Origin of the sequence: Lelliottia sp. SL45, assembly GCF_026672535.1 — a bacterium.
GTDB lineage: Bacteria > Pseudomonadota > Gammaproteobacteria > Enterobacterales > Enterobacteriaceae > Enterobacter > Enterobacter nimipressuralis.
On the sequence record NZ_JAPPRH010000015.1, the window covers coordinates 97,717 to 120,754 of the forward strand.

Below are 23,038 nucleotides of genomic sequence, written 5' to 3' on the forward strand. Positions count from 1 at the left end.
CGCTAAAATTATCTGTCTTTACACAAAGTCCTTACCTGGCTGGCATTGGAGTATATAATTGTCAGCTGTTAGGGCTTCTGAGGTCGCTATGCTATTCATTGTTCGTGCAATTCTCACCGTTATCTATTGCATTCTGGTCTGCGTGTTCGGCTGCATTTACTGCCTGTTCAGCCCGCGCAACCCGAAGCATGTCTCCACCTTTGGCCGCATGTTTGGTCGACTGGCGCCGCTGTATGGCCTGAAGGTCGAAACCCGCTTGCCGGAAGGCGCAGAAAATTTCGGCAACGCCATCTATATCGGTAATCATCAGAATAACTACGATATGGTCACCGCCGCGAACATCGTGCTGCCGCCAACGGTCACGGTGGGTAAAAAGAGCCTTCTGTGGGTGCCGTTCTTCGGCCTGCTGTACTGGCTCACGGGTAACTTGCTGATCGATCGTAATAACCGCGCCAAAGCGCACAGCACCATTGCCGAAGTGGTCAATCACTTTAAGAAACGTAAAATCTCTATCTGGATGTTCCCGGAAGGGACGCGCAGCCGTGGTCGCGGCCTGCTGCCGTTTAAAACTGGCGCGTTTCACGCCGCAATTGCTGCAGGTGTGCCAATTATTCCTGTGTGTGTTTCCAATACTTCGAATAAAATTAACCTTAACCGCCTGAAAAACGGGCTGGTAATTGTTGAGATGCTGCCACCCGTGGACACCAGCAAATACGGTAAAGACCAGGTGCGTGAACTGGCTGCCCATTGCCGTGAGCTAATGGCGCGTCAAATCGAAGTGCTCGACAAAGAAGTCGCAGAGAGAGAAGCCTCCGGCAAGATTTAACCGGAGTTTCAGGGAAATGAATTCCCGCGTTTTATCGTCGTTTCACATGGAGCAAATATGTCACTCAGTCGGCGTCAGTTTATTCAGGCTTCGGGAATCGCCCTTTGTGCTGGCGCGGTTCCGCTGACAGCCAACGCCGCCGGGCAGCAACAGCCGCTGCCCATTCCGCCGTTACTGGAATCTCGTCGTGGGCAACCGCTTTTCCTTACCATGCAGCGCACACACTGGTCCTTTACCCAGGGCACGCGCGCATCGGTCTGGGGGGTGAATGGCCGTTATCTCGGGCCGACGATCCGCGTCTGGAGCGGGGATGACGTAAAGCTCATTTACAGCAACCGCCTGGCGGAAAACGTCGCCATGACCATCAGCGGATTGCAGGTCCCCGGCCCACTGATGGGCGGCGCGGCGCGCATGATGACGCCGAGCGCTGACTGGGCACCCGTACTGCCGATTCGCCAGAGTGCCGCGACCCTGTGGTATCACGCGAACACGCCAAACCGCACGGCGCAGCAGGTCTACAACGGTCTGGCCGGAATGTGGCTGGTGGAAGACGACGTGAGTAAATCGCTGCCGATCCCGAACCACTACGGTGTCGATGATTTCCCGGTCATCATTCAGGACAAACGCCTCGATAACTTTGGCTCGCCGGAGTACAGCGAGCCGGGCAGCGGCGGTTTTGTCGGCGATACGCTGATGGTGAACGGCGCGCAAAGCCCGTACGTCGAAGTCTCTCGCGGCTGGGTCCGTCTGCGTCTGCTGAATGCGTCCAACTCCAGGCGCTATCAGCTGCAGATGAGCGATGGTCGCGCGCTGCATGTGATCTCCGGCGATCAGGGCTTTTTACCTGCACCGGTTTCCGTTAAACAGCTGGCGCTGGCGCCGGGTGAGCGGCGTGAAATCCTCGTCGATATGACCAACGGGGATGAAGTGTCGATTACCTGCGGCGAGGCGGCGAGCATCGTGGATCGTATTCGCGGCTTCTTCGAGCCGTCGAGCATTCTGGTGTCTACGCTGGTGTTGACCCTGCGTCCGACAGGCCTGTTACCGCTGGTGACGGACAGCCTGCCGATGCGTTTGTTGCCGGAGGAGATCCTGAGCGGGACGCCGGTGCGCAGTCGTGATATCAGCCTCGGCGACGATCCGGGTATCAACGGTGCGCTGTGGGACGTCAATCGTATTGATATTACAGCGCAGCAGGGCACCTGGGAGCGCTGGACGGTGCGTGCGGAGATGCCGCAGGCGTTCCATATCGAAGGGGTGAGTTTCCTGATCCGTAACGTCAACGGCGCGATGCCGTTCCCGGAGGATCGCGGCTGGAAAGACACGGTCTGGGTCGATGGGCAGGTAGAGCTGCTGGTCTACTACGGACAGCCTTCATGGCCGCACTTCCCGTTCCTGTTCCACAGCCAGACGCTGGAGATGTCGGATCGCGGTTCCGTAGGGCAACTGCTGGTGAATCCGCTGGCCTAGCACGCTTTTACAGGCCGGGCGGTGGCTTCGCCTTACCCGGCTTACAGAATCCGCGAACCCAGGCACGCTAAGCGCAGCGCCACCGGGCGAGCGGCGAAAATGCCCGCATAATACCCCTTCATTTCATGTATAAATCCAGCGTATAATCCCCGCCCTTTGTCTATTTTTTCTTCGGAAGCATTATGAGCGCAATATCCCTGATCCAGCCGGATCGAGACCTCTTCTCCTGGCCCCAATACTGGGCAGCCTGCTTCGGACCGGCGCCATTCCTGCCGATGTCCCGCGAAGAGATGGACCAACTGGGCTGGGACAGCTGCGATATTATTCTGGTGACGGGCGATGCATACGTCGATCACCCGAGCTTCGGCATGGCCATTTGTGGCCGTATGCTGGAGGCGCAAGGCTTCCGCGTAGGGATCATCTCCCAGCCAGACTGGAACAGCAAAGACGCGTTCATGAGCCTCGGCAAACCCAACCTGTTCTTCGGTGTTACCGCCGGGAACATGGACTCGATGATCAACCGCTACACCGCCGATCGCAAACTGCGCCACGACGATGCCTACACCGCCGATAACGTCGCCGGTAAGCGTCCGGATCGCGCCACGCTGGTGTATACCCAGCGCTGCAAAGAAGCATGGAAAGACGTGCCGGTCATCCTGGGGGGAATCGAAGCGAGCCTGCGCCGCACCGCGCACTACGATTACTGGTCTGATACCGTGCGCCGTTCGGTGCTGGTGGATTCCAAAGCTGATATGCTGATCTTCGGCAATGGCGAGCGTCCGCTGGTGGAAGTGGCGCACCGTCTGGCGCAGGGCGAACCTGTCGGTAACATCCGCGACGTGCGTAACACGGCGATCATGGTGAAAGAAGCGCTGCCGGGCTGGAGCGGGGTGGATTCCCGTATCATCGATATGCCGGGCAAAATCGACCCGATCCCGCACCCGTATGGCGAAGATCTGCCGTGTGCGGACAACAAACCGGTTGAGCCGAAGAAAGCCGAAGCCAAAGCCGTAGTCGTGCAGCCGCCGCGCCCAAAACCGTGGGAAAAAACCTACGTTCTGCTGCCGTCCTTTGAAAAAGTGAAAGGCGACAAGGTGCTTTACGCGCACGCGTCACGCATTCTGCATCATGAAACTAACCCAGGCTGCGCACGTGCGCTGATGCAAAAGCACGGCGAGCGCTATATCTGGGTTAACCCGCCAGCCATTCCGCTCTCAACCGAAGAGATGGACAGCGTGTTTGCGCTGCCGTACAAACGCGTGCCGCATCCTTCCTATGGCAATAGCCGAATTCCTGCCTACGAGATGATCCGCTTCTCGATCAACATCATGCGCGGCTGCTTCGGAGGCTGCTCGTTCTGTTCGATCACCGAGCACGAAGGGCGCATTATTCAGAGCCGCTCTGAGGATTCGATCGTTAACGAGATCGAAGCCATTCGCGACACGGTTCCGGGCTTTACCGGCGTGATCTCCGATCTGGGCGGCCCGACCGCCAACATGTATATGCTGCGCTGCAAATCACCGCGCGCGGAGCAGACCTGCCGCCGTCTGTCGTGCGTCTATCCGGATATTTGTCAGCACATGGACACCAACCACGAGCCGACGATCAACCTGTACCGTCGCGCCCGCGATCTGAAAGGCGTCAAGAAGATCTTGATCGCCTCCGGCGTGCGTTACGACATCGCCGTGGAAGATCCGCGCTACATCAAAGAGCTGGCGACCCATCACGTTGGCGGCTATCTGAAGATCGCCCCTGAGCATACGGAAGAAGGCCCGCTGTCGAAAATGATGAAGCCGGGCATGGGCAGCTACGATCGCTTTAAAGAGCTGTTTGACACCTATTCGAAACAGGCGGGTAAAGAGCAGTACCTGATTCCGTATTTCATCTCTGCGCACCCTGGTACGCGCGATGAGGATATGGTGAATCTGGCCCTGTGGCTGAAGCAGCGTCGTTTCCGTCTCGATCAGGTGCAGAACTTCTATCCGTCGCCGCTCGCTAACTCGACGACCATGTATTACACCGGCAAGAACCCGCTGAGTAAAATTGGTTACAAGAGTGAAGATGTGGTGGTGCCGAAAGGTGACAAACAGCGTCGACTGCATAAAGCACTGCTGCGCTATCACGATCCAGCCAACTGGCCGCTGATCCGTCAGGCGCTGGAAGATATGGGTAAAAAGCATCTGATTGGCTCGCGCCGCGAATGCCTGGTGCCCGCGCCGACGCTGGATGAGATGCGCGAAGCGCGTCGCCAGAACCGCAATACCCGTCCGGCACTGACCAAACACACGCCTGTTGCGCATCAGCGCCAGACGCCGGCGGCGAACAAAAAACGCGGGAAAGTGGCAGGGCGCTAAGCCTGTCGCCCGGCAATAAAAAAGCCCGACGTTCTGTCGGGCTTTTGAACGAGGGTATTACCCCCCAAACTGATCCGGATCTGGCCCCAAACGCTTGCCCTGATCCAGCTTCGCTATCTCGCTTAACTCCTCTTTATCCAGGCGGAAATCCCAGACGTCGAAGTTCTCGGCGATACGCGCCGGGGTGACCGATTTCGGGATCACCACCAGACCGCTGTCCAGATGCCAGCGAATGACGATCTGCGCGGCGGTTTTGCCATACTTCTCGGCCAGGTCGCGAATAATTTTCTGATCGAACACGCCTTCGCCGCCCTGAGCCAGCGGGCTCCAGGATTCAGTCTGAATTTTGTGCGTGGCGTTCCAGGAGTGCAGCTGACGCTGCTGCATCAGTGGATGCAGCTCAATCTGGTTGATCACCGGCGCGACGCCCGTTTCATCAATCAGCCGCTGCAGATGATGGATCTGGAAATTACAGACGCCAATGCTCTTCACCAGCCCCTCTTTTTGCAGATCGATCAGACCTTTCCAGGCCTCAACGTAGTGATCGATTGCCGGAACCGGCCAGTGCATCAGATAGAGATCGACGAAATCGAGCTGAAGTTTTTCCAGGCTTTCCAGCAGGGCTTCGCGTGGGCGTTTCTGGTCGTCGTTCCACAGTTTAGTGGTGATGAATAACTCATCGCGCGGGATGCTGGCGCTGGCCAACGCTTTGCCGACGCCGTCTTCATTTTTGTACGCGGCGGCGGTATCGATAGACCGATAGCCGACTTCCAGTGCTTTGTGAATGGCGGACACGACCTCGTCATTACCGGCTTTCCATACGCCCAGTCCCAGCTGGGGCATGACGTTGCCGTCCTGAAGCTTAATTACGGTTTGGTTTGCCATTTTTCCTCCTCCATTTGCTCATCACCGGGGGTGTCCCCGGTGATGTGGTGTGCATTAAGTCTGGACGAAATGTCAAAAAACGAAAGGCGGGATGACAAAAACGCTTAGCGGGCCGCTTCGTAAATGCGACGGCTGACGTCCAGCGTAATGTCGTGATTCTCGCCCAGTTGCGTCATGCCGTGCTCTTCGAGTTTAGCCAGCAGGGCAGGGATAGAGCTGCCATCCAGGCCGTAACCGGAGAGGCGAGTCGGCACGCCCAGCTGCTCGAAGAAGTTACGGGTCGCCGCGATTGCCGCGTCGATACGCTCGTCTTCAGAACCGGAAGTGATGTTCCATACGCGTTCTGCATACTGCAGCAGTTTGGCACGTTTGGTGTCGCGTTTTTCATTCCACAGGGCAGGCAGAACCACCGCCAGCGTCTGGGCGTGATCCAGGCCGTGCATCGCGGTCAGTTCGTGGCCCAGCATATGGGTCGCCCAGTCCTGCGGCACGCCTGCGCCAATCAGGCCGTTCAACGCCTGAGTCGCCGCCCACATCACGTTTGCACGCACATCGTAGTTTTCTGGCTCTTGCAGCGCTTTCGGGCCGTCTTCTACCAGCGTCAGCAGAATACCTTCCGCGAAGCGATCCTGAATTTTGCCGTTGACCGGGTAAGTGACGTACTGCTCAACCGTGTGAACGAAGGCATCCACTACGCCATTAGCCACCTGACGCGGCGGCAGGGTATAGGTGTAAACCGGGTCGAGCACCGCAAACACAGGCTGAACGTGTTCGTTCATAAAGGCCTGTTTGTCACCGGTGGTTTTACGGGAGATGACCGCGCCTTTGTTGGATTCAGAACCGGTCGCAGGCAGAGTCAGTACAGAGCCCATCGGGATGGCGCTGGTGATTTTGCTGCCGCCGGTTTGCAGGATTTCCCACGGGTCCACGCCGTCGGCGTAATGGGCCGCAGCCGCGATGAACTTGGTGCCGTCGAGAACCGAACCGCCGCCGACTGCCAGCAGGAAGGTGATGTTCTCTTCACGGGCGATGTTAACTGCGTTCATCAGCGTTTCGTAGGACGGGTTTGGCTCGATGCCGCCGAATTCACGTACGTCCACGCCTTCCAGTGCGCTGTACACCTGGTCCAGCACGCCGGTTTTTTTGACGCTGCCGCCACCGTAAGTGATCAGGACGCGCGCCCCGGCTGGGATTTGGTCGCGCAGATCGGCGATGGCGTCTTTACCAAACAGAATGCGGGTTGGGGTATGCAGATTAAAATTATTCATTGCTCGTTCCCTTATGTGGGTGAAAAACGTGGCGGCGTCGATGGCTGCCTGATGGTGCCCATTGTGGCCATCGAAGGCACGCCTCTCAATGCACATTCCTGCCGTTGTCTTGCCCATTTCTACAGAGGGCTGGAGAAAATGCGAAAAGGTGCGCAAACTGGCAACAATGGAAACCGTATCGGGAGTAAACCTGAATGAACCGCGATGAGATTTGCCTGCAATTGACGGGGCAAATTAACAGACTGAAAGATAAAGAAAATACGCTCACTGAGCTGCTGCCGGATATCCGTCTTTTATACGGCACACAGCCCGGCACGCGCACGCCGGTGATGTACCAGCCCGGCATCGTATTTCTCTTTTCAGGCCATAAAATTGGCTATATCAATGAGCGCGTGTTCCGTTACGACACCAACGAATATTTACTCCTCACAGTACCTTTACCCTTTGAATGTGAAACCTATGCGACTGAGGCCGTTCCGCTGGCGGGCATTCGCGTCAACGTTGATATTCTCCAGCTTCAGGAACTGCTGATGGATATCGGTGAAGACGAACTGTTCCAGCCCGCGATGGCGGCGAGCGGCATTAACTCCGCGACGCTCTCCGATGAGATTTTGTGCGCCATTGAGCGCCTGCTGGACGTTATGGAACGCCCGCTCGACGCGCGTATTCTCGGCAAGCAGATAATCCGCGAGATCCTCTATCACGTCCTGATGGGACCGGGAGGCGGGGCGCTGCTGGCGCTGGTGAGCCGTCAGACCCATTTCAGCCTCATCAGCCGCGTATTAAAACGTATTGAGAGCCAGTACACGGAAAACCTGAGCGTGGATGAGCTGGCGTCAGAGGCCAATATGAGCGTCTCGGCGTTCCACCATAACTTTAAATCCGTCACCAGCACGTCGCCGTTGCAGTACCTGAAAAGCTATCGCCTGCACAAAGCGCGGATGCTGATGATTCACGACGGGATGAAAGCCAGCGCTGCGGCGATGCGCGTTGGGTATGAAAGTGCGTCGCAGTTCAGCCGTGAGTTTAAACGCTATTTTGGCGTGACGCCGGGGGAAGATGCGGCGCGTATCAGAACGATGCAGGGAATGTAAAGCGTCCTCTCCCGGGGAGGGAGAGGACGGACAAGATTAGACGTTACAGCATTTCTTCTTGATCACCACAAACAGCGTCCCGACGAGGCCTGCAACCAGCAGGAAAATCGGCAGGATCATCAGGAAAGTCATCACCTGATCTTCATGGTGCTTCACAAACGGGATCATGCTCAGGGCATAACCCAAAGAGGTCACAACGCCGACCCACAGCAGGGCGCTCAGCCAGTTGAAGAACTGGAAGCGGCGGTTCGACAGGCCAGAAATCCCGGCCATCGTTGGCAGCAGGGTGCGAATAAACGCCAGAAAACGTCCGGCGAGCAGAGCCAGCAGGCCGTGGCGGTCAAACATGCAGGTGGCGCGCTCGTGGTATTTCACGGGCAGTTGCGCCAGCCAGCCTTTCACCACGCGCGTATTGCCGAGCCAGCGGCCCTGCACATAGCTCAACCAGCAGCCGAGGCTGGCGGCCGACGTTAAAATCACGATCGTGGGGGCGAAGTCCATAACGCCTTTACCAATTAACGCCCCGGCTAATAACAGCAGGCTGTCGCCTGGAAGAAACGAGGCCGGCAGCAGACCGTTTTCCAGAAAAAGCGTGGCGAACATAACGAAATAAACAACACCTACAACGTGCGGGTCCGCCAGCGCTGCAAAGTCGTGTTGCCAGAGCGCAGCGATAATATCTTGAATGACAGCCATGGACTTTCCTGTGGAACAACTGATATGTGGCTATTGTACTCCTGATTTCGCCCAGTGGGGTTGATCGGGGACCCAACAAATGCAGTCTTTTCTGCTGCACGTGTCTGTAAAACGGTCCGGGAGTACATTTACAGCCCGCACTCTACACGATGCGTTCGAAACCTGCCGATAAATCCGCGATCAGATCATCAACATTTTCTAAACCGATGTGCAGTCGGATCAGCGTGCCGGTAAAGTCGATTTCTCCGCCAGGGCGCAAACCGGCAAGTTGTTCAGGCTGATTCGGCAGAATGAGCGATTCAAAGCCGCCCCAGGAGTAAGCCATGCTAAAGAGCGAGAAGTTATCCAGGTAGGCGGCCAGCTCGTCGTTACTCAGTCGCTTATTGAGAACAAATGAGAACAGGCCGCTGCTGCCCATAAAGTCACGTTTCCAGAATTCGTGGCCTTTGCTGCCCGGTAGCGCAGGGTGATTCACGCGAGCGACCTGCGGATGTTGCGCCAGCCATTCGGCCACTTTCAGACTGCTTTCGTGATGCTGACGCAGACGCACGCCCAGCGTACGAAGCCCGCGACTGGTCATATAAGCGGTATCAGCGTCCACCATCTGCCCCATCAGGTACGCATTTTCGCGCAGCTGATCCCAGCAGCGGGCGTTAGACACCGCCGTGCCAATCATGCCGTCTGAGTGGCCAATCAGGTATTTCGTTGCCGCCTGAATCGAGATATCGATGTCAAACTCAAGGGCTTTAAACAGTACGCCCGCCGCCCAGGTGTTATCGATCATGATAATAGCGTCTGGCGCCACGCGACGCACCGCGCGCACAATCGCCGGAACGTCATGCACTTCCATGGTGATAGAGCCGGGAGATTCCAGGAACACAATGCGCGTATTCGGCTGGATAAGCTCCGCAATGCCTTCGCCGATCAGCGGATCGAACCAGCCGGTGGTGACACCCAGACGGGTCAGAATTTTGGTGCAGAAATCCTGGCTTGGCTCATAGGCGGTGTTGGTCATCAGGATATGATCGCCCTGTTCAACGAACGCCAGAATCGTATTCGCTACCGCAGCAGCACCGCATGGGAACAGGGCACAGCCGACGCCGCCTTCCAGCTCGCACATCGCTTCCTGCAATGAGAAATGGGTCAAAGTGCCGCGACGCCCGTAAAACAGCTCGCCTTTCGCGCGGTTGCGGGTGGCGTGTTTCTTGGCCTCAACAGTATCGAAGACCAGCGAGGAGGCGCGTTGAATCACGCTATTTACCGAACCCTGAGTGTACTTTTTACTGCGTCCTGCCTGCACAAGCGTGGTATCAAGATGCTTCTCTGTCATGTTCGCTAAACCTGTTTTTATCCGTCTGGACGTCCAGACTACCACGATTGCGAAAATCTGCACCCGGATGCTTAGCGAATAAGCACAATATTTTATGAAAAATACGCATAAGAAATTTTTACTGCGTAAGCGCAAGGAAAATGAGCGAAATTTACGGCACTATGCAAATACTAATGAGAACTACTATCAATTCGACGTGGTTTTGATATTATTATGCTCAGAATTTGTGATTTGCGTCCTGGAGATACAGAGTGGGTAATAATTTGATGCAGACGGATCTCTCCGTTTGGGGCATGTATCAACATGCTGACATCGTGGTTAAGATTGTGATGATCGGCCTGATTCTGGCGTCCGTGATCACCTGGGCAATTTTCTTCAGCAAAAGCGTTGAGCTGATTTCTCAAAAGCGCCGCCTCAAGCGCGAGCAACAACAGCTGGCTGAAGCACGCTCGCTGAATCAGGCATTTGACATCACCTCAGCGTTCCATGCGAAAAGCCTGACCACCCAATTAGTCAACGAAGCTCAGAACGAACTGGAACTCTCCGCAGGCAGTGAAGATAACGAAGGCATTAAAGAGCGTACGGGCTTCCGCCTGGAACGTCGCGTTGCCGCCGTGGGCCGTCACATGGGCCGCGGAAATGGTTATCTGGCAACTATCGGTGCGATCTCCCCGTTCGTGGGTCTGTTTGGTACCGTGTGGGGCATCATGAACAGCTTCATCGGTATTGCTCAGACGCAAACCACCAACCTCGCCGTAGTGGCACCGGGCATCGCGGAAGCGCTGCTGGCAACGGCGATCGGCCTTATCGCTGCTATTCCGGCGGTGGTTATCTATAACATATTCGCGCGTATGATTGGCAGCTACAAAGCCACGCTCGGTGATGTTGCCGCACAGGTTCTGCTGCTGCAAAGCCGCGATCTCGACCTCAGCGCCAGCTCCGTTAAGCCGGTACATTCTGCTTCGAAACTGCGTGTAGGTTGATACGTTATGGCAATGCGTCTTAATGAAAATCTGGACGATAACGGCGAAATGCACGAAATCAACGTAACGCCGTTTATCGACGTTATGCTGGTTCTGCTGATTATCTTCATGGTGGCCGCGCCTCTGGCGACGGTGGACGTGAAGGTCAATCTGCCGGCCTCTTCCAGCCAGCCGCAGCCGCGTCCGGAAAAACCGATTTACCTGTCGGTGAAAGCTGATAAATCGATGTTCCTGGGCAACGACCCGGTCACCGATCAATCCGTTATTCCGGCACTGGATGCGCTGACCCAGGGCAAAAAAGACACTACCGTCTTCTTCCGCGCGGATAAAACCGTCGACTACGAAACCATGATGAGAGTGATGGATACGCTGCACCAGGCGGGCTATCTCAAAATCGGACTGGTCGGCGAAGAGAAAACGGCGGCGAAATAAACGTAAAAACGGCAACACAAGTTGCCGTTTTGTTTTCTCTCTTTCGTGAGTAACGCGTAAGCGAAAGTCTCAGGCGGGACAAACCCGCAGGCGCGATATTCGTAGCGCCCCCGGGCAGACTGACAGCACTAGCCTAAATGTTCCCCGCCGCACACGCCGTGCACTTCCGCCGTAACGTAGCTCGACTCCTGACTCGCCAGATAGACATACACTCCAGCCAGTTCAGCAGGCTGCCCCGCACGTTTCATCGGCGTCTTCTGACCAAACTGCGGAATTTTCTCCTGCGTCTGGCCGCCAGAAATTTGCAGTGCCGTCCAGATCGGGCCAGGGGCAACCACGTTAACGCGAATGCCTTTCTCTGCCACCTGTTTTGCCAGCCCACGGCTGTAGTTCAGTATCGCCGCTTTCGTCGAGGCGTAATCGAGCAGATGCGGGCTTGGCTGATAGGCCTGAATGGACGAGGTGGTCACGATGCTGGAACCGGCTGGCAGGACGGGAATTGCCTCCTGCGTGATCCAGAAAAGTGCCAGCACGTTCACCGCGTAGGTTTGCGTAAACTGTTCGGTGGTCAAATCGGCAATCTTCTCGACAGCGACCTGTTTACCGGCAACCAGCGCCAGCGTATCCAACCCGCCCAGCGCTTCGCGGGCTTTATGCACCAGCGAGCGGGCAAAGGACTCATCGCTCAGATCGCCTGGAATCAGCACCGCTTTTCGGCCCGCCTCTTCGATCAGCTGTTTGACCTCCTGGGCGTCCTCTTCTTCCGCAGGCAGATAGTTAATCGCCACGTCAGCGCCTTCACGCGCGTAAGCAATGGCGGCGGCGCGCCCGATACCGGAATCACCCCCAGTCACCAGTGCCTTACGATCCTGGAGCCTGCCGCTACCTTTGTAGCTCTTCTCGCCGCAGTCGGGCACGGGCGTCATCTTCGCTTGCACGCCAGGCGCTGGCTGCTTTTGCTTAGGGTAGTCGCCGGTGTAGTACTGGGTGGTTGGGTCCTGGATATGTGTCTGATGTTTTGACATAAGGCCTCTCCTGTTGGGTGAGTTAGGCCATTAAGTGTAGAAGAGCGAGAGGAGGAGGTTGTCGTATTCGGGGGAATCTGACTGGTGAGGCTATTTCGGCTCAGCAGGCGCGTGGGAAGGGGCGTCCACTTTTGCCGCCAGCGCATCTTCGTCCAGAGCGACGGTCGTGACGTTCGAGGTGTGATAGCCACCGTCAGCCAGTTTGCGCGTCAAACGCAGCGTGGAGGCCTCTCTGGAGAGCAGATGCTGGTAGTTGCTCTCAATGCGGCCCATGATTTTCTCTTTCAGTTCGGGCTTGAGGGAGATGACCGCGTTAATCATCGCGCCATAAATCTCTTCTTTCACCTGCAACGAGTAGATCTCGCGGCGATTTTCCCACTTCAGGCGAACCAGCGCGGCCGGGATCGATACCATGTCTTGCGCAATGCGGGTCATCTCGTCATTTTTATGTTTTATTAATGCGTCGAGATTTTGCTTTAAGATAAACTCATCGCTTTTATGGTTATCTAAAGTCAAATAAACGTTATTATCTTCAACTTCTTTCACGTTAATCATCCTCTAGTTTATAAAAAATAGGGTTGTTTTTTTCTCGGGTAATTAGATTAAGCCAAATTTCGTTGCCAGCTTCGTTTATTTCTTCGGTTTTTTCAGTCATTATTTGACTTAATGTTTGAGCGTCTATTTCTCCCTCGGCCTGCAGGTCGTTAAGCAGGTGGGCAAAGGCTTCAATCTTCACCACGCGAAATAGCCGATCTTTTATATGGCGGTCATGCTCTTCTAACAGCATATTACGTGATTTACCGGTACGGGTAACACCAATTAATATGTCAGCCTCAAAATCGGATAGTTTTCTTTTTCCCTGAGTGAAATTAGCATTGCTTTCTGCTTCCGCCGATTTAGGGACCACAGAGGCGATGTGGTACCGGACCGGCACAAGATTGTCGGGCAGCATTTTAATATCCTTTAATTTCAACAAGGTAGGTTCAAATAGGGCGTGAGATTCGTTGACAATAACATGAGGCAAATTTAAAATCAAAAAAAATGGAGCCATCCCATGAACAGCATTTTTTATTCTGTCATTACATTGCTATTGCTTACCGCTGGTGTTCTTTTATTGATGCGTGAGTTCAATAAAACGAAAGACTTACAGCAAACTGGCGAGTCATCCCAGCCGATTCCGATGACCAAAGAAGAGGGTGAGGACCATTTCTCACTGCTGATGAATGCGATAACGCCGGTATGGTACTGGCGCGTCAATCATGAATATATCGACTTTCTTCATGCCACAATTAAGCGGATGAAGATGACGGAAATAAACGACAGACCTGGTCTTTTTGAAGCCCAGCGTCGCTGCAGCGATCTGAACTCGGCGGTCTATAAATATTATGACAATATCAAAAAGCGCTGCCTGAATGGTGAGAAGGTTTCGCATTCCGATCTGGACGTGCTGAATTTACGTCAGTGTTTCCGCGAATTCAGTCTGGAAGCCTATCCGGAGCTGGTGGTGCTGGTCTGGCCGGAGTACGAGCGCCCGGTGGTGGACCCTGCTACGGTGTAGGCTAGCAGGCCCGGTGGCGCGACGCTTACCGGGCCATGAGAGGCGACGGAGGGCATCACGCCGCGTTCTCTATTTATCTGACGATGCCTGCCACAAATTCAACTCTCCATCCGCGACATGCTGATCAATCCTCTTCAACTCATCGTCGCTAAAGTGCAGATTTTGCAGCGCCTGAATGTTCTCTTCGATCTGCTCAGGGCGGCTGGCACCGATGAGCACAGACGTCACGCGCTCATCTTTTAGCAGCCAGCTCAGGGCCATCTGCGCCATTGACTGCCCGCGCGCCTGCGCCATTTCATTGAGCAGTCGCAGGCTGTTCAGGTTCGCGTCGGTCAGCATCTTCTCCGTCAACCCGCGCACCTTTTTGCCTTCACGCTGCATACGCGAACCATCCGGAATACCGTTCAGGTATTTGCCCGTCAGCAGCCCCTGCGCCAGCGGCGTAAAAGCAATACAGCCGGTGCCGTTTGCCACGAGGGTATCCAGCAGGCCGCTTTTATCCACCCAACGGTTTAACAGGTTGTAGGACGGCTGATGGATCAGTAGTGGAATTTTCCACTCGCGCAGCAGCTCAGTCATTTTCTGCGTGCGTTCCGGCGAGTAAGAGGAAATCCCCACGTAGAGCGCTTTCCCGCTCTGAACAGCCTGTGCCAGCGCGGCGGCGGTCTCTTCCATCGGCGTGTTTTCGTCAACGCGGTGGGAATAGAAAATATCGACATACTCTACGCCCATGCGTTTCAGGCTCTGGTCGAGACTGGCGAGCAGATACTTCCGCGAACCGCCAGACCCGTACGGGCCAGGCCACATGTCGTACCCGGCTTTGGTGGAGATAATCAGTTCATCGCGATACGCGGCAAAATCCTCGCGCAGCAGACGACCAAAATTCTCTTCCGCGCTGCCTGGAGGCGGGCCGTAGTTATTCGCGAGATCAAAATGGGTAATACCTGAATCAAAGGCTTTGCGAAGCAGTGCGCGCTGGCTGTCCAGCGCCTGAACGTGACCAAAGCTGTGCCACAATCCTAGTGATAGCGCGGGCAAACGCAGGCCGCTCTTCCCGCAGTAACGGTACTGCATGGTGTCGTAGCGGTTTGAAGTAGGGGTCCAGGACATGATATCTCCTTTTTTAGTGATGAATTTTCGAAACAGCGTTTTCATTCTATCCTTATAAAATCACAATTCCTGGAGATATGCGATGACCCGGCTGACCGCGAAAGATTTTCCGCAAGAATTGCTCGATTACTATGACTATTACGCCCACGGCAAAATAACCAAACGCGAATTTCTCAATCTTGCGGCGCGCTACGCGGCAGGCGGTGTCACGGCGCTGGCGTTATTCAATATGCTCAAACCGAATTACGCCCTTGCTGAACAGGTGAAATTCACCGATCCCGATATTTTGCCGGAATACATCCACTACCCTTCACTCAACGGTCATGGTGAAGTGCGGGGTTATCTGGTGAAGCCTGCAAAGACGACCGGAAAAGTGCCGGCGGTGGTCGTGGTCCATGAAAACCGCGGTTTAAATCCGTATATCGAAGACGTTGCCCGCCGGGTAGCGAAGGCGGGATATATTGCGCTGGCACCGGACGGATTAAGTTCCGTCGGCGGATATCCAGGGAATGATGAAGAGGGGAAAGTGCTGCAGCAGAAAGTGGACCCCACCAAATTAATGAACGATTTCTTTGCCGCCGTGGAGTTTATGAAAAAACATCCCGATGCGACGGGCAACGTGGGGATTACCGGATTTTGCTACGGCGGCGGCGTCTCGAATGCCGCCGCGGTGGCCTATCCGGAGCTGGAGTGCGCGGTGCCGTTTTATGGCCGCCAGCCCGCCGCGGCGGATGTCCCGAAGATTAACGCGCCGCTGCTGCTGCACTATGCCGAGCTGGATAAGAACATCAACGAAGGCTGGCCAGCGTATGAAGCCGCCCTGAAAGCGAATAATAAAGTCTATGAAGCCTATATTTACCCCGGCGTAAATCATGGCTTTCATAATGACTCGACCCCACGTTATGACGAGCCCGCAGCGGAGCTGGCATGGAAACGGACTCTGGGATGGTTTGAGAAATATTTGAAGTAATATGAATTTAATGTTTCAAAAAAGGGCCGGAAAATTCCGGTCTTTTTCTATTATATTTGCGTGCTAATTATAAGGGTATTAGGCAATACTATTTTTTTAAAAGTTAAGATGTGCAAGTTTTTATAAAAATACTCCTTAAAGTGTAGGTATTGCCGATAACGAAGATAAGACTCGTCTCAAGCGAGTTTTCCCTAACGGCAAGGATACTCTTATGCAAATGCTTCGTAATTTTACTATCCGGTTCGTCATGCTGACGATTCTGGGTATTTTTTGTTTGATGTGGGCAGGGGTTGGGCTTTACAGCACCTGGTCACTTTCCAGGGTCTCAGACGGTAATGGCATCGATCGCCAGATCGTGAAACAAATGACTATTTTGAGTCAGGGTAACGATCAATATTTCCGCTTTGTCACGCGCCTCAGCCGCGCAATGGAAGCCAAAGTTGCGGGTGGAAATCCCGATTTAGCCCCCGCGCAGCAGGCGCTGGAGAATATGAGCAAGAAGCTGAACGAGATGAAGGCCATCTCGCCAGGCCCGATGGACGAAAGCGTCTCTGCTGAAGTGATTAGCAGCTGGCAGGCGTTACTGGACCAGGGGATTGCCCTGCAAATGCAGCAGGCGCAACAGGGGACGATCGAGGGATATCGTCAGCAGGCCAACAACGTCACGCCACCGCTGAGCCGCGCTTTCGGTGCCGCGGCGGATAAATTCAACACTTCCGCCGCCAGCACGCTCGACAGCACCCGTGACGTGGTGGACAGCCTGACGAGCATGACGCGCGTTGTGATTATCGCCGCGACGATTATCGGTCTGCTGATCCTCCTCTTTACCGACCGCTACCTGGTGGCGATGCTGGTGAAACCGCTGGACCGCATTCGCGAGCATTTCCGCCAGATTGCGCAGGGCGATCTCAGTCAGCCCATTACACCATTTGGGCGTAACTGCGTGGGCCGACTGGTGCCTCTGTTAACCGCGATGCAGGACAGCCTGCGCGAAGCGGTCAGCTCGATCCGCTCCGGCAGCGAGAATATCTGGCGCGGAGCCACTGAAATTTCCAGCGGAAACAACGATCTCTCTTCACGCACCGAAGAGCAGGCCGCCGCACTGGAAGAGACCGCCGCGAGCATGGAACAGCTCACCGCCACGGTGAAACTCAACGCCGAAAATGCGCGTCAGGCGAGCCAGCTGGCCGATGTTGCCTCCACTACCGCAAGCCGTGGCGGTTCGTTGGTAGATGACGTGGTTACCACCATGAGCGGAATTTCCGCCAGCTCGAAGAAGATTGCCGAGATCACTACCGTCATCAACAGCATCGCTTTCCAGACCAATATTCTGGCACTCAACGCGGCGGTTGAAGCGGCGCGTGCCGGTGAACAGGGCCGTGGATTTGCCGTGGTGGCAGGCGAAGTGCGTAACCTGGCCAGCCGAAGCGCAAATGCGGCGAAGGAGATCGAAGGCCTGATCGCCGATTCCGTTTCACGCGTCGAGCAGGGGTCGAAAATCGTCAGCGATACCGGGACCACCATGGAAGCGATCCTGCGCGCCGTGACTGAAGTGACCACCATCATGAAGCAGATCGCCTCGGCGTCGGAAGAGCAGAGCAAAGGCATTTCCCAGGTCGGTGTGGCGATCACCCAGATGGACGGCGTAACGCAACAGAACGCCTCGCTGGTGGAGCAGGTTTCCGCCGCCGCCTCGGCGCTGGAACGTCAGACGGAAGAGCTACAACGCTCAGTGCAGAAATTCCGCCTGTCCGCGCAGGAACCGCAAAACGGTGCGCCTACTGCGTCGCCGAAAGCGCCCATGCGGCCTAACGCATCGGGTACGCCCGATGAGTGGGTTTCGTTCTGATTCCTCCCTAAAGGCCGCCCCGTGCGGCCTTAATTTCCACTAGCCATCGCTCAAAATATCGCTATATAATTTAATATATAGCGATTGAGGGTAAATCAATGGAAAACCATTTTGGCAAAGGGTTGATGGCGGGGATGCGCGCGGCGCAGGCGGATACCGCAAAGAACGTCGCGCATTTCTGTTCTGACTATAAACGGGGATTTGTGCTCGGTTTTTCGCACCGGATGTTTGAGAAAACCGGCGATCGCCAGCTCAGCGCGTGGGAGGCCGGTATCCTGACACGCCGCTACGGGCTGGACCGCGATATGGTGATGGATTTTTTCAAAGAAAATCAGTCGAGTACCACACTGCGCTACTTTATGGCGGGCTACCGTCTGGAGGGGTGAGCATCGGTAATCATCTGCGTCACCTGCGACAGCGAGCCGATTTTGACTTCGCTCGCACGCTGAAATTTACTCTTATCAATCAACAGCAGCGACTGACTGGCGCGGCGTAACAGCTGCGTTTTAAAGAGCGCACTGTGCTCGGCCGGGTCCCACATATCGCCCTGTTCGTCCACCCCCTCACAGGAAAAGATAAACAGGTCGATCTCCACGCCTTTCAGCAGGGAGATCAGCGCCGGATTGACGTAACAACGATACTTACGATCCAGCGTGCCGCCGGTGCAGATCAGGGTGATGCGCTCGCGTTTCGCCATTTCGTGACAGATGGGCAGGCTGTTAGTGAACACCGTCAGGTCGATGTCCGGAAGCTGGCGCGCCAGATGGAAACAGGTCGAGCTGGCGTCGAGGGCAAGAGTCATTCCGCTGCTGACCCAGTCCAGCGCGCGATGGGCGATATCCACTTTATCGGCGTAATGGCTCTTTAGGCGTGCGCCAAACGGCTCACCGCCGTCGCGGTTGTCCGGGTGAATGGCCCGCGCGCGGCCATGGTGACGCACAATTTTCCCCTGCTGCTGCAACCCTTTCAAATCGCGGCGAATAGTCTCTTTGCTGACCGCCAGCTGCTCTGCCAGCGCGTCGGTGGTCAACCCGTCGCAGTCGCTCAGGAGCTGGATAATGCTCTGCTGGCGGCTGGCCTTCACGCGTCCGTTCCGGTACGGGAAATCGAGATAAGCGTGGAGCCGATCGCCACGCCATTCTTTCCGGTGTGTTTGATCTGGTACATCGACTGATCGGCGCGGCGCAGGGCGTTTACGAAATCATCCTGCGGCTGAACCTCATCTATCCCAATCGATGCCCCCACCTGCGCCTGGCCGTTATCCAGCTCGAAAGGGGTTAGCGCCGCGCGCAAACAGCTGTGCGCGGTGCTGTTCACCCACAGACTCGAAAGCGGGAAGGGCAACAGCAGAACAAACTCATCGCCACCCAGACGCCCGACGACAGAACCCTGCGGGCAGGTTTCGCGCAGGCGCTGGCTCAGTTGAATCAGCAGTTCATCGCCGCTGCGATGGCCAAAGGTGTCGTTAACGGTTTTGAAATCATCCAGATCGATAAAAGCCACGCAGAGTGGACCCTGCTCTTTCAGGGCGCGGAACTGTTTGATCAGCGCATGACGATTGGCAAGGCCGGTCAGCGGATCGTGGTTCGCCAGCAGCGCGAGCTGCTCCTCGTACTGCTTTTCCTTCGTCATATCAATGTGGGTGCCGGTGACCTTGAGCGGATTCCCGTGCTCATCCCATTCGCTGACACGCCCGCGATCGAGCACCCAGCTGACGGTGCCATTTTTATGCTGCATGCGGTGCAGCGCTTCGTAGAACGGGGTTTTGCCGTGGAGATGGTCATAAAACGCATCCAGCACCATCTGTTTATCATCGGCATGAAGGTGCTCGCGCCAGACGTCGAACTGCGCATTCAGCTCTTTCGGCTGGTACCCCAGCATCGAGCCCCAGCGGCGATTGTAGATAATTAACTTCCCACTGGGCACGTCGAGCTGCCACAGACACAGACCCGTGCCATCCAGCGCAGCGCTGAGCTTGCTGCGGGCGTCACGCGCCAGCCTGGCAAGCCGGGCGTTATGCTTTTTCAGATTCTGAATCTGCTGTCGTAGCGCCTGTTCTGACATGGGACGTTTCTTAGGGGAAATAAAAATTATTCTTGCCAGTTTAGCGTCGGTTGTAAATATGCTGTTGAAAAAAGAGCGTGATTTGCAATAAGTACATCGGTTTTCTTTTAAGAAAATAGGGGTGAAATAATTTTTCGCAGCGGATTATTTTTTCACTCGCGCCCTTTGCATTTTATTTGCAAAAGACAAAACCGGTCCGGGAATTATTTAATGCCGGGGGTGTTCATTTTTTCATGGCAATAATGCCTACCCACAAAGCAGGCGAAGATCTGCGTCACAAATCGTTATATAATCCTGTGCATAACGAAAGTGCGAGGGCATTATGAACAATCGATTTTGGCAGGCAGTTACCTTTAGTTTACTGATTTTACTCCCGTTATCTTCTGAGGCATCCCGCCAGATAACCGATCAAATTGGCCGTACCGTCACCGTTCCCGATAAGGTCGACCGCGTGGTAGTGCTTCAGCATCAGACGCTGAACTTACTGGTGCAAATGAACGCGACCGACAAAATCGTCGGCGTGATGGCGAACTGGAAACAGCAGCTTGGCGAGGGCTACGCCCGCCTGGCACCGGAGCTGAATCAGAAAGCGACGCTCGGCGATCTCACCCATGTAGACCCGGAAAAACTGATCGCTCTGCATCCGCAGGTGGTGTTTGTCACCAACTACGCGCCGCAGGAGATGATCGACAAAATCAGCAGCCTGGGTATCCCGGTGATCGCTATCTCCCTGCGCCACGACGCGCCGGGCGAAAAAGCGAAGCTGAACCCAACTATCGCCGACGAAGAAAAAGCCTACGATCTGGGTCTGCGCGAGGGGATCACCCTGATCGGTGAGATCGTCAACAAACCGCAGGAAGCCAAAGATCTGATCGCCGCCACCGATAAAGGGCGCAAGATGGTCAGCGACCGTCTGAAGGATATCCCTGCAGAGAAACGTATTCGCGCCTATATGGCCAATCCGGAACTGACCACCTACGGTTCGGGGAAATATACCGGCCTGATGATGGCCCATGCGGGCGCAGTCAACGTGGCGGCGGCGACCATTCAGGGTTTTAAAACCGTGGCGATGGAGCAGGTTATCGCCTGGGATCCGCAGGTCATCTTTGTGCAGGATCGCTATCCATCGGTGGTCGATGAAATCAAGGGTTCGGCCCAGTGGCAGGTGATCGACGCCGTGAAAAACCATCGCGTCTACCTGATGCCGGACTACGCCAAAGCCTGGGGCTCCCGATGCCCGAAGCGATGGGCATTGGCGAACTGTGGATGGCGAAAAAACTCTATCCTGAGAAGTTTAAAGACGTTGATATGCGCAAAATCGCCGACGAATGGTATCAGCGTTTCTACCGCACCCATTACCAGGGTATCGACTGATGCGCGTACTGGCAGCGGGCAGCCTGCGCGATATATGGCCGCAATTACTGGCCCATTTCCCGCACGCGGTTGAGACGCAGTTTGGTCCGGCCGGATTGCTGCGGGAACGGATTGAAGCCGGAGAGCCGTGTGACCTGTTTGCGTCAGCAAATGTCGCTCATCCCCAGGCGTTGCTCATAAAGGGGCTGGCATCTTCCGTGGCGGTATTTGCCCGCAATCAGCTCTGCCTGACAGCGCGCAGCGAGGTGCTTCGCGACGACGATGACTGGTTCTCGCTGCTTACGCGGCCCGATTTGCGCCTCGGCACCTCCACGGCGGGGTGCGATCCCTCCGGCGACTACACCCAGGAGTTGTTCACACGTATGGGCGAAGCGGGCATCCCTGTGCGGGAGCGGGCGATGGCGCTGGTCGGCGGGCGGGCGTCTGCACCGGTTCCGCAGGGTAAACGGGCGGCAGAGTGGATCATTGAAAGTGATCAGGCGGATCTGTTTATCGGCTACGCCAGCTATGCGCCCGCGCTTCGTCAGATTGCCGGCCTGAGCGTGCTAAACATACCTGCGCCTTTTAACCCGCGAGCGGAATATGCAAGCGCGGTAATGACGCCACAGGGGCTGGTGCTGGCGGATTATTTACAGTCGGATCAGGCAAAAGCGATTTTGCTGCAGGGCGGTTTCGGCGTGTAATTTTGCCCGGTGAGCGCAGCGCCACCGGGCAATCTGTCAGCGCATTACGCCTGACGTTTGTCTTCGGTCTGGGTGTCGAAGTCGCTGGCGGCATGGCGCTCATGCAGCTGTTCGCTCGGCTCGCCAAAGGTACGGTTGACGATGCGGCCGCGTTTCACCGCCGGGCGCTCGGCAACGTCTTTCGCCCAGCGCTGAACGTTCTTGTAACTGCCTGCATCCAGGAACTCGGCGGCGTTGTACACGTTGCCAAGCACCACGTTGCCGAACCATGGCCAGATGGCGATATCGGCGATGCTGTACTCATCTCCCGCGACAAAACGACCGCGCCCCAGCTGCTTATCCAGAACGTCGAGCAGGCGTTTTGATTCCATGGTGAAACGGTCAATCGCGTACTCAATTTTCACGGGTGCATAGTTAAAGAAATGGCCGAAACCGCCGCCAAGAAACGGGGCAGAGCCTTGCAGCCAGAACAGCCAGTTCAGGGTTTCGGTGCGTCCCGCTGGATCTTTTGGCAGGAAGTGACCGAATTTTTCTGCCAGATAAAGCAGGATATTGCCGGATTCAAATACGCGCAGTGGCGGGTTCACAGAGTGGTCACGCAGTGCCGGAATTTTCGAGTTTGGGTTCACGTCCACAAACCCGCTGGAGAACTGATCGCCTTCGCCGATGCGGATCAGCCACGCGTCATACTCCGCGCCTGTCACACCAAGCGCCAGCAGCTCTTCCAGCATGATCGTCACTTTCTGGCCGTTTGGCGTGCCGAGGGAGTAGAGCTGCAGGGGATGCGCGCCCACTGGCAGCGTTTTCTCATGCGTCGCGCCAGAAACCGGGCGGTTGATATTGGCGAACGCGCCGCCGTTACTGTTCTGTTTCCATTCCCACACTTTCGGTGGCTGGTAGGTGTTGTCTGACATGTTGATCTGCCTTTTTAGTGATGTGTTGAGGCAGTGTAGCAGGAGATTCGTGAACCCTTTAACGTTGCGAGCGCAATTGATTAGGCCCTATTCCTTCTGGCGCTTATATATATCAAATTGGTTATAAGCTTAATCGAAAATCGCATTTTCATT

At 55.6% G+C, this 23,038-nt stretch carries 23 protein-coding genes and 1 pseudogene; 13 read left to right on the forward strand and 11 right to left on the reverse strand.

The annotated features are described in order from the left end of the window. The first annotated feature begins 88 nt into the window (after nt 1–88). From plsC to OVA10_RS25700, 3 genes are all read left to right on the forward strand, one after another. Complete coding sequence (plsC, locus tag OVA10_RS25690; protein WP_100778914.1) at nt 89–826, forward strand: 1-acylglycerol-3-phosphate O-acyltransferase; 738 nt, start codon at nt 89–91, stop codon at nt 824–826. A 57-nt stretch (nt 827–883) separates the two neighbouring features. After that, on the forward strand, nt 884–2,296 hold the full coding sequence (ftsP, locus tag OVA10_RS25695) for a cell division protein FtsP (protein ID WP_123428434.1): 1,413 nt from the start codon (nt 884–886) through the stop codon (nt 2,294–2,296). Between the two features lie 182 nt (nt 2,297–2,478). After that, nucleotides 2,479–4,650 (forward strand): YgiQ family radical SAM protein, encoded by a 2,172-nt coding sequence (locus OVA10_RS25700; RefSeq protein ID WP_123428436.1) that lies wholly within the window; start codon nt 2,479–2,481, stop codon nt 4,648–4,650. Between the two features lie 57 nt (nt 4,651–4,707). Here the strand turns inward: OVA10_RS25700 and dkgA are convergent, their stop codons facing one another. Beyond that, nucleotides 4,708–5,535: a 2,5-didehydrogluconate reductase DkgA gene (gene dkgA / locus OVA10_RS25705; RefSeq protein WP_100778917.1), complete on the reverse strand. Its 828-nt coding sequence runs from the start codon at nt 5,533–5,535 to the stop codon at nt 4,708–4,710. Nucleotides 5,536–5,639: 104 nt separating this feature from the next. Beyond that, nucleotides 5,640–6,803, reverse strand: a complete 1,164-nt coding sequence (gene yqhD, locus OVA10_RS25710; RefSeq protein ID WP_100778918.1) for an alcohol dehydrogenase — start codon at nt 6,801–6,803, stop codon at nt 5,640–5,642. Here yqhD and OVA10_RS25715 point away from each other — a divergent pair. Beyond that, nucleotides 6,783–7,001 (forward strand): hypothetical protein, encoded by a 219-nt coding sequence (locus tag OVA10_RS25715; RefSeq protein WP_102104772.1) that lies wholly within the window; start codon nt 6,783–6,785, stop codon nt 6,999–7,001. The genes yqhD and OVA10_RS25715 overlap by 21 nt on opposite strands. Beyond that, nucleotides 6,998–7,897: an AraC family transcriptional regulator gene (locus tag OVA10_RS25720; protein ID WP_100778920.1), complete on the forward strand. Its 900-nt coding sequence runs from the start codon at nt 6,998–7,000 to the stop codon at nt 7,895–7,897. Before OVA10_RS25715 ends, OVA10_RS25720 begins: the two co-directional genes overlap by 4 nt. Before the next feature lie 36 nt (nt 7,898–7,933). Here OVA10_RS25720 and yghB read toward each other — a convergent pair whose 3' ends face one another. Both yghB and metC read right to left on the reverse strand, forming a co-directional pair. After that, nucleotides 7,934–8,593: a DedA family general envelope maintenance protein YghB gene (yghB, locus tag OVA10_RS25725; RefSeq protein WP_100778921.1), complete on the reverse strand. Its 660-nt coding sequence runs from the start codon at nt 8,591–8,593 to the stop codon at nt 7,934–7,936. A gap of 142 nt (nt 8,594–8,735) precedes the next feature. Beyond that, complete coding sequence (gene metC / locus OVA10_RS25730) at nt 8,736–9,923, reverse strand: cystathionine beta-lyase (protein ID WP_268197233.1); 1,188 nt, start codon at nt 9,921–9,923, stop codon at nt 8,736–8,738. Between the two features lie 251 nt (nt 9,924–10,174). On the opposite strand from metC, the gene exbB reads away from it, so the two are divergent. Both exbB and exbD read left to right on the forward strand, forming a co-directional pair. Beyond that, entirely contained in the window at nt 10,175–10,906 is a 732-nt protein-coding gene (exbB, locus tag OVA10_RS25735) for a tol-pal system-associated acyl-CoA thioesterase (RefSeq protein ID WP_100778923.1), read from the forward strand. 6 nt (nt 10,907–10,912) lie between these two features. Next, the gene (gene exbD / locus OVA10_RS25740) at nt 10,913–11,338 is read left to right on the forward strand and encodes a TonB system transport protein ExbD (protein ID WP_129035160.1); all 426 of its coding nucleotides are present in this window, start codon (nt 10,913–10,915) and stop codon (nt 11,336–11,338) included. A gap of 128 nt (nt 11,339–11,466) precedes the next feature. Here exbD and OVA10_RS25745 read toward each other — a convergent pair whose 3' ends face one another. The 3 genes from OVA10_RS25745 to OVA10_RS25755 all read right to left on the reverse strand — a co-directional run bounded on the left by OVA10_RS25745 (nt 11,467) and on the right by OVA10_RS25755 (nt 13,315). Further along, nucleotides 11,467–12,363, reverse strand: a complete 897-nt coding sequence (locus OVA10_RS25745; RefSeq protein WP_100778925.1) for an SDR family oxidoreductase — start codon at nt 12,361–12,363, stop codon at nt 11,467–11,469. A gap of 90 nt (nt 12,364–12,453) precedes the next feature. Next, nucleotides 12,454–12,918 carry a cytoplasmic protein gene (locus OVA10_RS25750; RefSeq protein WP_181826874.1) on the reverse strand — a complete coding sequence of 155 codons (465 nt, stop codon included), beginning with the start codon at nt 12,916–12,918 and terminating at the stop codon, nt 12,454–12,456. Then, nucleotides 12,911–13,315, reverse strand: a complete 405-nt coding sequence (locus OVA10_RS25755) for a hypothetical protein (RefSeq protein WP_123428449.1) — start codon at nt 13,313–13,315, stop codon at nt 12,911–12,913. Before OVA10_RS25755 ends, OVA10_RS25750 begins: the two co-directional genes overlap by 8 nt. Nucleotides 13,316–13,417: 102 nt before the next feature. On the opposite strand from OVA10_RS25755, the gene OVA10_RS25760 reads away from it, so the two are divergent. Beyond that, nucleotides 13,418–13,921: an ESA_00282 family adhesion-associated protein gene (locus tag OVA10_RS25760; protein WP_100778927.1), complete on the forward strand. Its 504-nt coding sequence runs from the start codon at nt 13,418–13,420 to the stop codon at nt 13,919–13,921. A gap of 69 nt (nt 13,922–13,990) precedes the next feature. On the opposite strand, the gene OVA10_RS25765 is transcribed toward OVA10_RS25760, so the two are convergent. After that, nucleotides 13,991–15,031 carry an aldo/keto reductase gene (locus OVA10_RS25765; RefSeq protein WP_123428875.1) on the reverse strand — a complete coding sequence of 347 codons (1,041 nt, stop codon included), beginning with the start codon at nt 15,029–15,031 and terminating at the stop codon, nt 13,991–13,993. A gap of 82 nt (nt 15,032–15,113) precedes the next feature. Here OVA10_RS25765 and yghX point away from each other — a divergent pair, with 82 nt between their 5' ends. From yghX to OVA10_RS25780, 3 genes are all read left to right on the forward strand, one after another. Continuing rightward, the gene (gene yghX / locus OVA10_RS25770; protein ID WP_268197234.1) at nt 15,114–16,001 is read left to right on the forward strand and encodes a YghX family hydrolase; all 888 of its coding nucleotides are present in this window, start codon (nt 15,114–15,116) and stop codon (nt 15,999–16,001) included. 211 nt (nt 16,002–16,212) lie between these two features. After that, nucleotides 16,213–17,850 carry a methyl-accepting chemotaxis protein gene (locus OVA10_RS25775; protein ID WP_268197235.1) on the forward strand — a complete coding sequence of 546 codons (1,638 nt, stop codon included), beginning with the start codon at nt 16,213–16,215 and terminating at the stop codon, nt 17,848–17,850. A 98-nt stretch (nt 17,851–17,948) separates the two neighbouring features. After that, nucleotides 17,949–18,236: a DUF2623 family protein gene (locus OVA10_RS25780; RefSeq protein WP_095283363.1), complete on the forward strand. Its 288-nt coding sequence runs from the start codon at nt 17,949–17,951 to the stop codon at nt 18,234–18,236. Here the strand turns inward: OVA10_RS25780 and fucR are convergent. Continuing rightward, complete coding sequence (gene fucR / locus OVA10_RS25785) at nt 18,218–18,934, reverse strand: L-fucose operon activator (RefSeq protein ID WP_107702835.1); 717 nt, start codon at nt 18,932–18,934, stop codon at nt 18,218–18,220. The two genes, OVA10_RS25780 and fucR, sit on opposite strands and share 19 nt — an antisense overlap. Then, the gene (locus OVA10_RS25790) at nt 18,931–19,914 is read right to left on the reverse strand and encodes a sensor domain-containing diguanylate cyclase (protein WP_100778931.1); all 984 of its coding nucleotides are present in this window, start codon (nt 19,912–19,914) and stop codon (nt 18,931–18,933) included. The genes fucR and OVA10_RS25790 overlap by 4 nt, the downstream gene beginning before the upstream one ends. Nucleotides 19,915–20,236: 322 nt before the next feature. On the opposite strand from OVA10_RS25790, the pseudogene OVA10_RS25795 reads away from it, so the two are divergent. Then, nucleotides 20,237–21,288, forward strand: a pseudogene (locus tag OVA10_RS25795) (ABC transporter substrate-binding protein). Next, the gene (locus OVA10_RS25800; RefSeq protein WP_268197236.1) at nt 21,288–21,971 is read left to right on the forward strand and encodes a molybdate ABC transporter substrate-binding protein; all 684 of its coding nucleotides are present in this window, start codon (nt 21,288–21,290) and stop codon (nt 21,969–21,971) included. Before OVA10_RS25795 ends, OVA10_RS25800 begins: the two are co-directional and overlap by 1 nt. A 44-nt stretch (nt 21,972–22,015) precedes the next feature. Here the strand turns inward: OVA10_RS25800 and yghU are convergent, their stop codons facing one another. After that, entirely contained in the window at nt 22,016–22,885 is an 870-nt protein-coding gene (yghU, locus tag OVA10_RS25805) for a glutathione-dependent disulfide-bond oxidoreductase (protein WP_100778934.1), read from the reverse strand. Between the last annotated feature and the right edge of the window lie 153 nt (nt 22,886–23,038).

Bases quoted from the DNA above. Each gene is read 5' to 3' on its own strand.
- OVA10_RS25800 (WP_268197236.1), top strand. From the start codon at position 21,288: ATGCGCGTACTGGCAGCGGGCAGCCTGCGCGATATATGGCCGCAATTA.
- yghB (WP_100778921.1), bottom strand. From the start codon at position 8,593: ATGGCTGTCATTCAAGATATTATCGCTGCGCTCTGGCAACACGACTTT.
- OVA10_RS25745 (WP_100778925.1), bottom strand. From the start codon at position 12,363: ATGTCAAAACATCAGACACATATCCAGGACCCAACCACCCAGTACTAC.
- yghU (WP_100778934.1), bottom strand. From the start codon at position 22,885: ATGTCAGACAACACCTACCAGCCACCGAAAGTGTGGGAATGGAAACAG.
- exbD (WP_129035160.1), top strand. From the start codon at position 10,913: ATGGCAATGCGTCTTAATGAAAATCTGGACGATAACGGCGAAATGCAC.
- dkgA (WP_100778917.1), bottom strand. From the start codon at position 5,535: ATGGCAAACCAAACCGTAATTAAGCTTCAGGACGGCAACGTCATGCCC.
- ftsP (WP_123428434.1), top strand. From the start codon at position 884: ATGTCACTCAGTCGGCGTCAGTTTATTCAGGCTTCGGGAATCGCCCTT.
- OVA10_RS25760 (WP_100778927.1), top strand. From the start codon at position 13,418: ATGAACAGCATTTTTTATTCTGTCATTACATTGCTATTGCTTACCGCT.
- OVA10_RS25775 (WP_268197235.1), top strand. From the start codon at position 16,213: ATGCAAATGCTTCGTAATTTTACTATCCGGTTCGTCATGCTGACGATT.
- OVA10_RS25755 (WP_123428449.1), bottom strand. From the start codon at position 13,315: ATGCTGCCCGACAATCTTGTGCCGGTCCGGTACCACATCGCCTCTGTG.
- OVA10_RS25750 (WP_181826874.1), bottom strand. From the start codon at position 12,918: ATGATTAACGTGAAAGAAGTTGAAGATAATAACGTTTATTTGACTTTA.
- yghX (WP_268197234.1), top strand. From the start codon at position 15,114: ATGACCCGGCTGACCGCGAAAGATTTTCCGCAAGAATTGCTCGATTAC.
- OVA10_RS25700 (WP_123428436.1), top strand. From the start codon at position 2,479: ATGAGCGCAATATCCCTGATCCAGCCGGATCGAGACCTCTTCTCCTGG.
- OVA10_RS25715 (WP_102104772.1), top strand. From the start codon at position 6,783: ATGCAGATTAAAATTATTCATTGCTCGTTCCCTTATGTGGGTGAAAAA.
- OVA10_RS25780 (WP_095283363.1), top strand. From the start codon at position 17,949: ATGGAAAACCATTTTGGCAAAGGGTTGATGGCGGGGATGCGCGCGGCG.
- OVA10_RS25720 (WP_100778920.1), top strand. From the start codon at position 6,998: ATGAACCGCGATGAGATTTGCCTGCAATTGACGGGGCAAATTAACAGA.
- yqhD (WP_100778918.1), bottom strand. From the start codon at position 6,803: ATGAATAATTTTAATCTGCATACCCCAACCCGCATTCTGTTTGGTAAA.
- plsC (WP_100778914.1), top strand. From the start codon at position 89: ATGCTATTCATTGTTCGTGCAATTCTCACCGTTATCTATTGCATTCTG.
- OVA10_RS25790 (WP_100778931.1), bottom strand. From the start codon at position 19,914: ATGTCAGAACAGGCGCTACGACAGCAGATTCAGAATCTGAAAAAGCAT.
- metC (WP_268197233.1), bottom strand. From the start codon at position 9,923: ATGACAGAGAAGCATCTTGATACCACGCTTGTGCAGGCAGGACGCAGT.
- OVA10_RS25765 (WP_123428875.1), bottom strand. From the start codon at position 15,031: ATGTCCTGGACCCCTACTTCAAACCGCTACGACACCATGCAGTACCGT.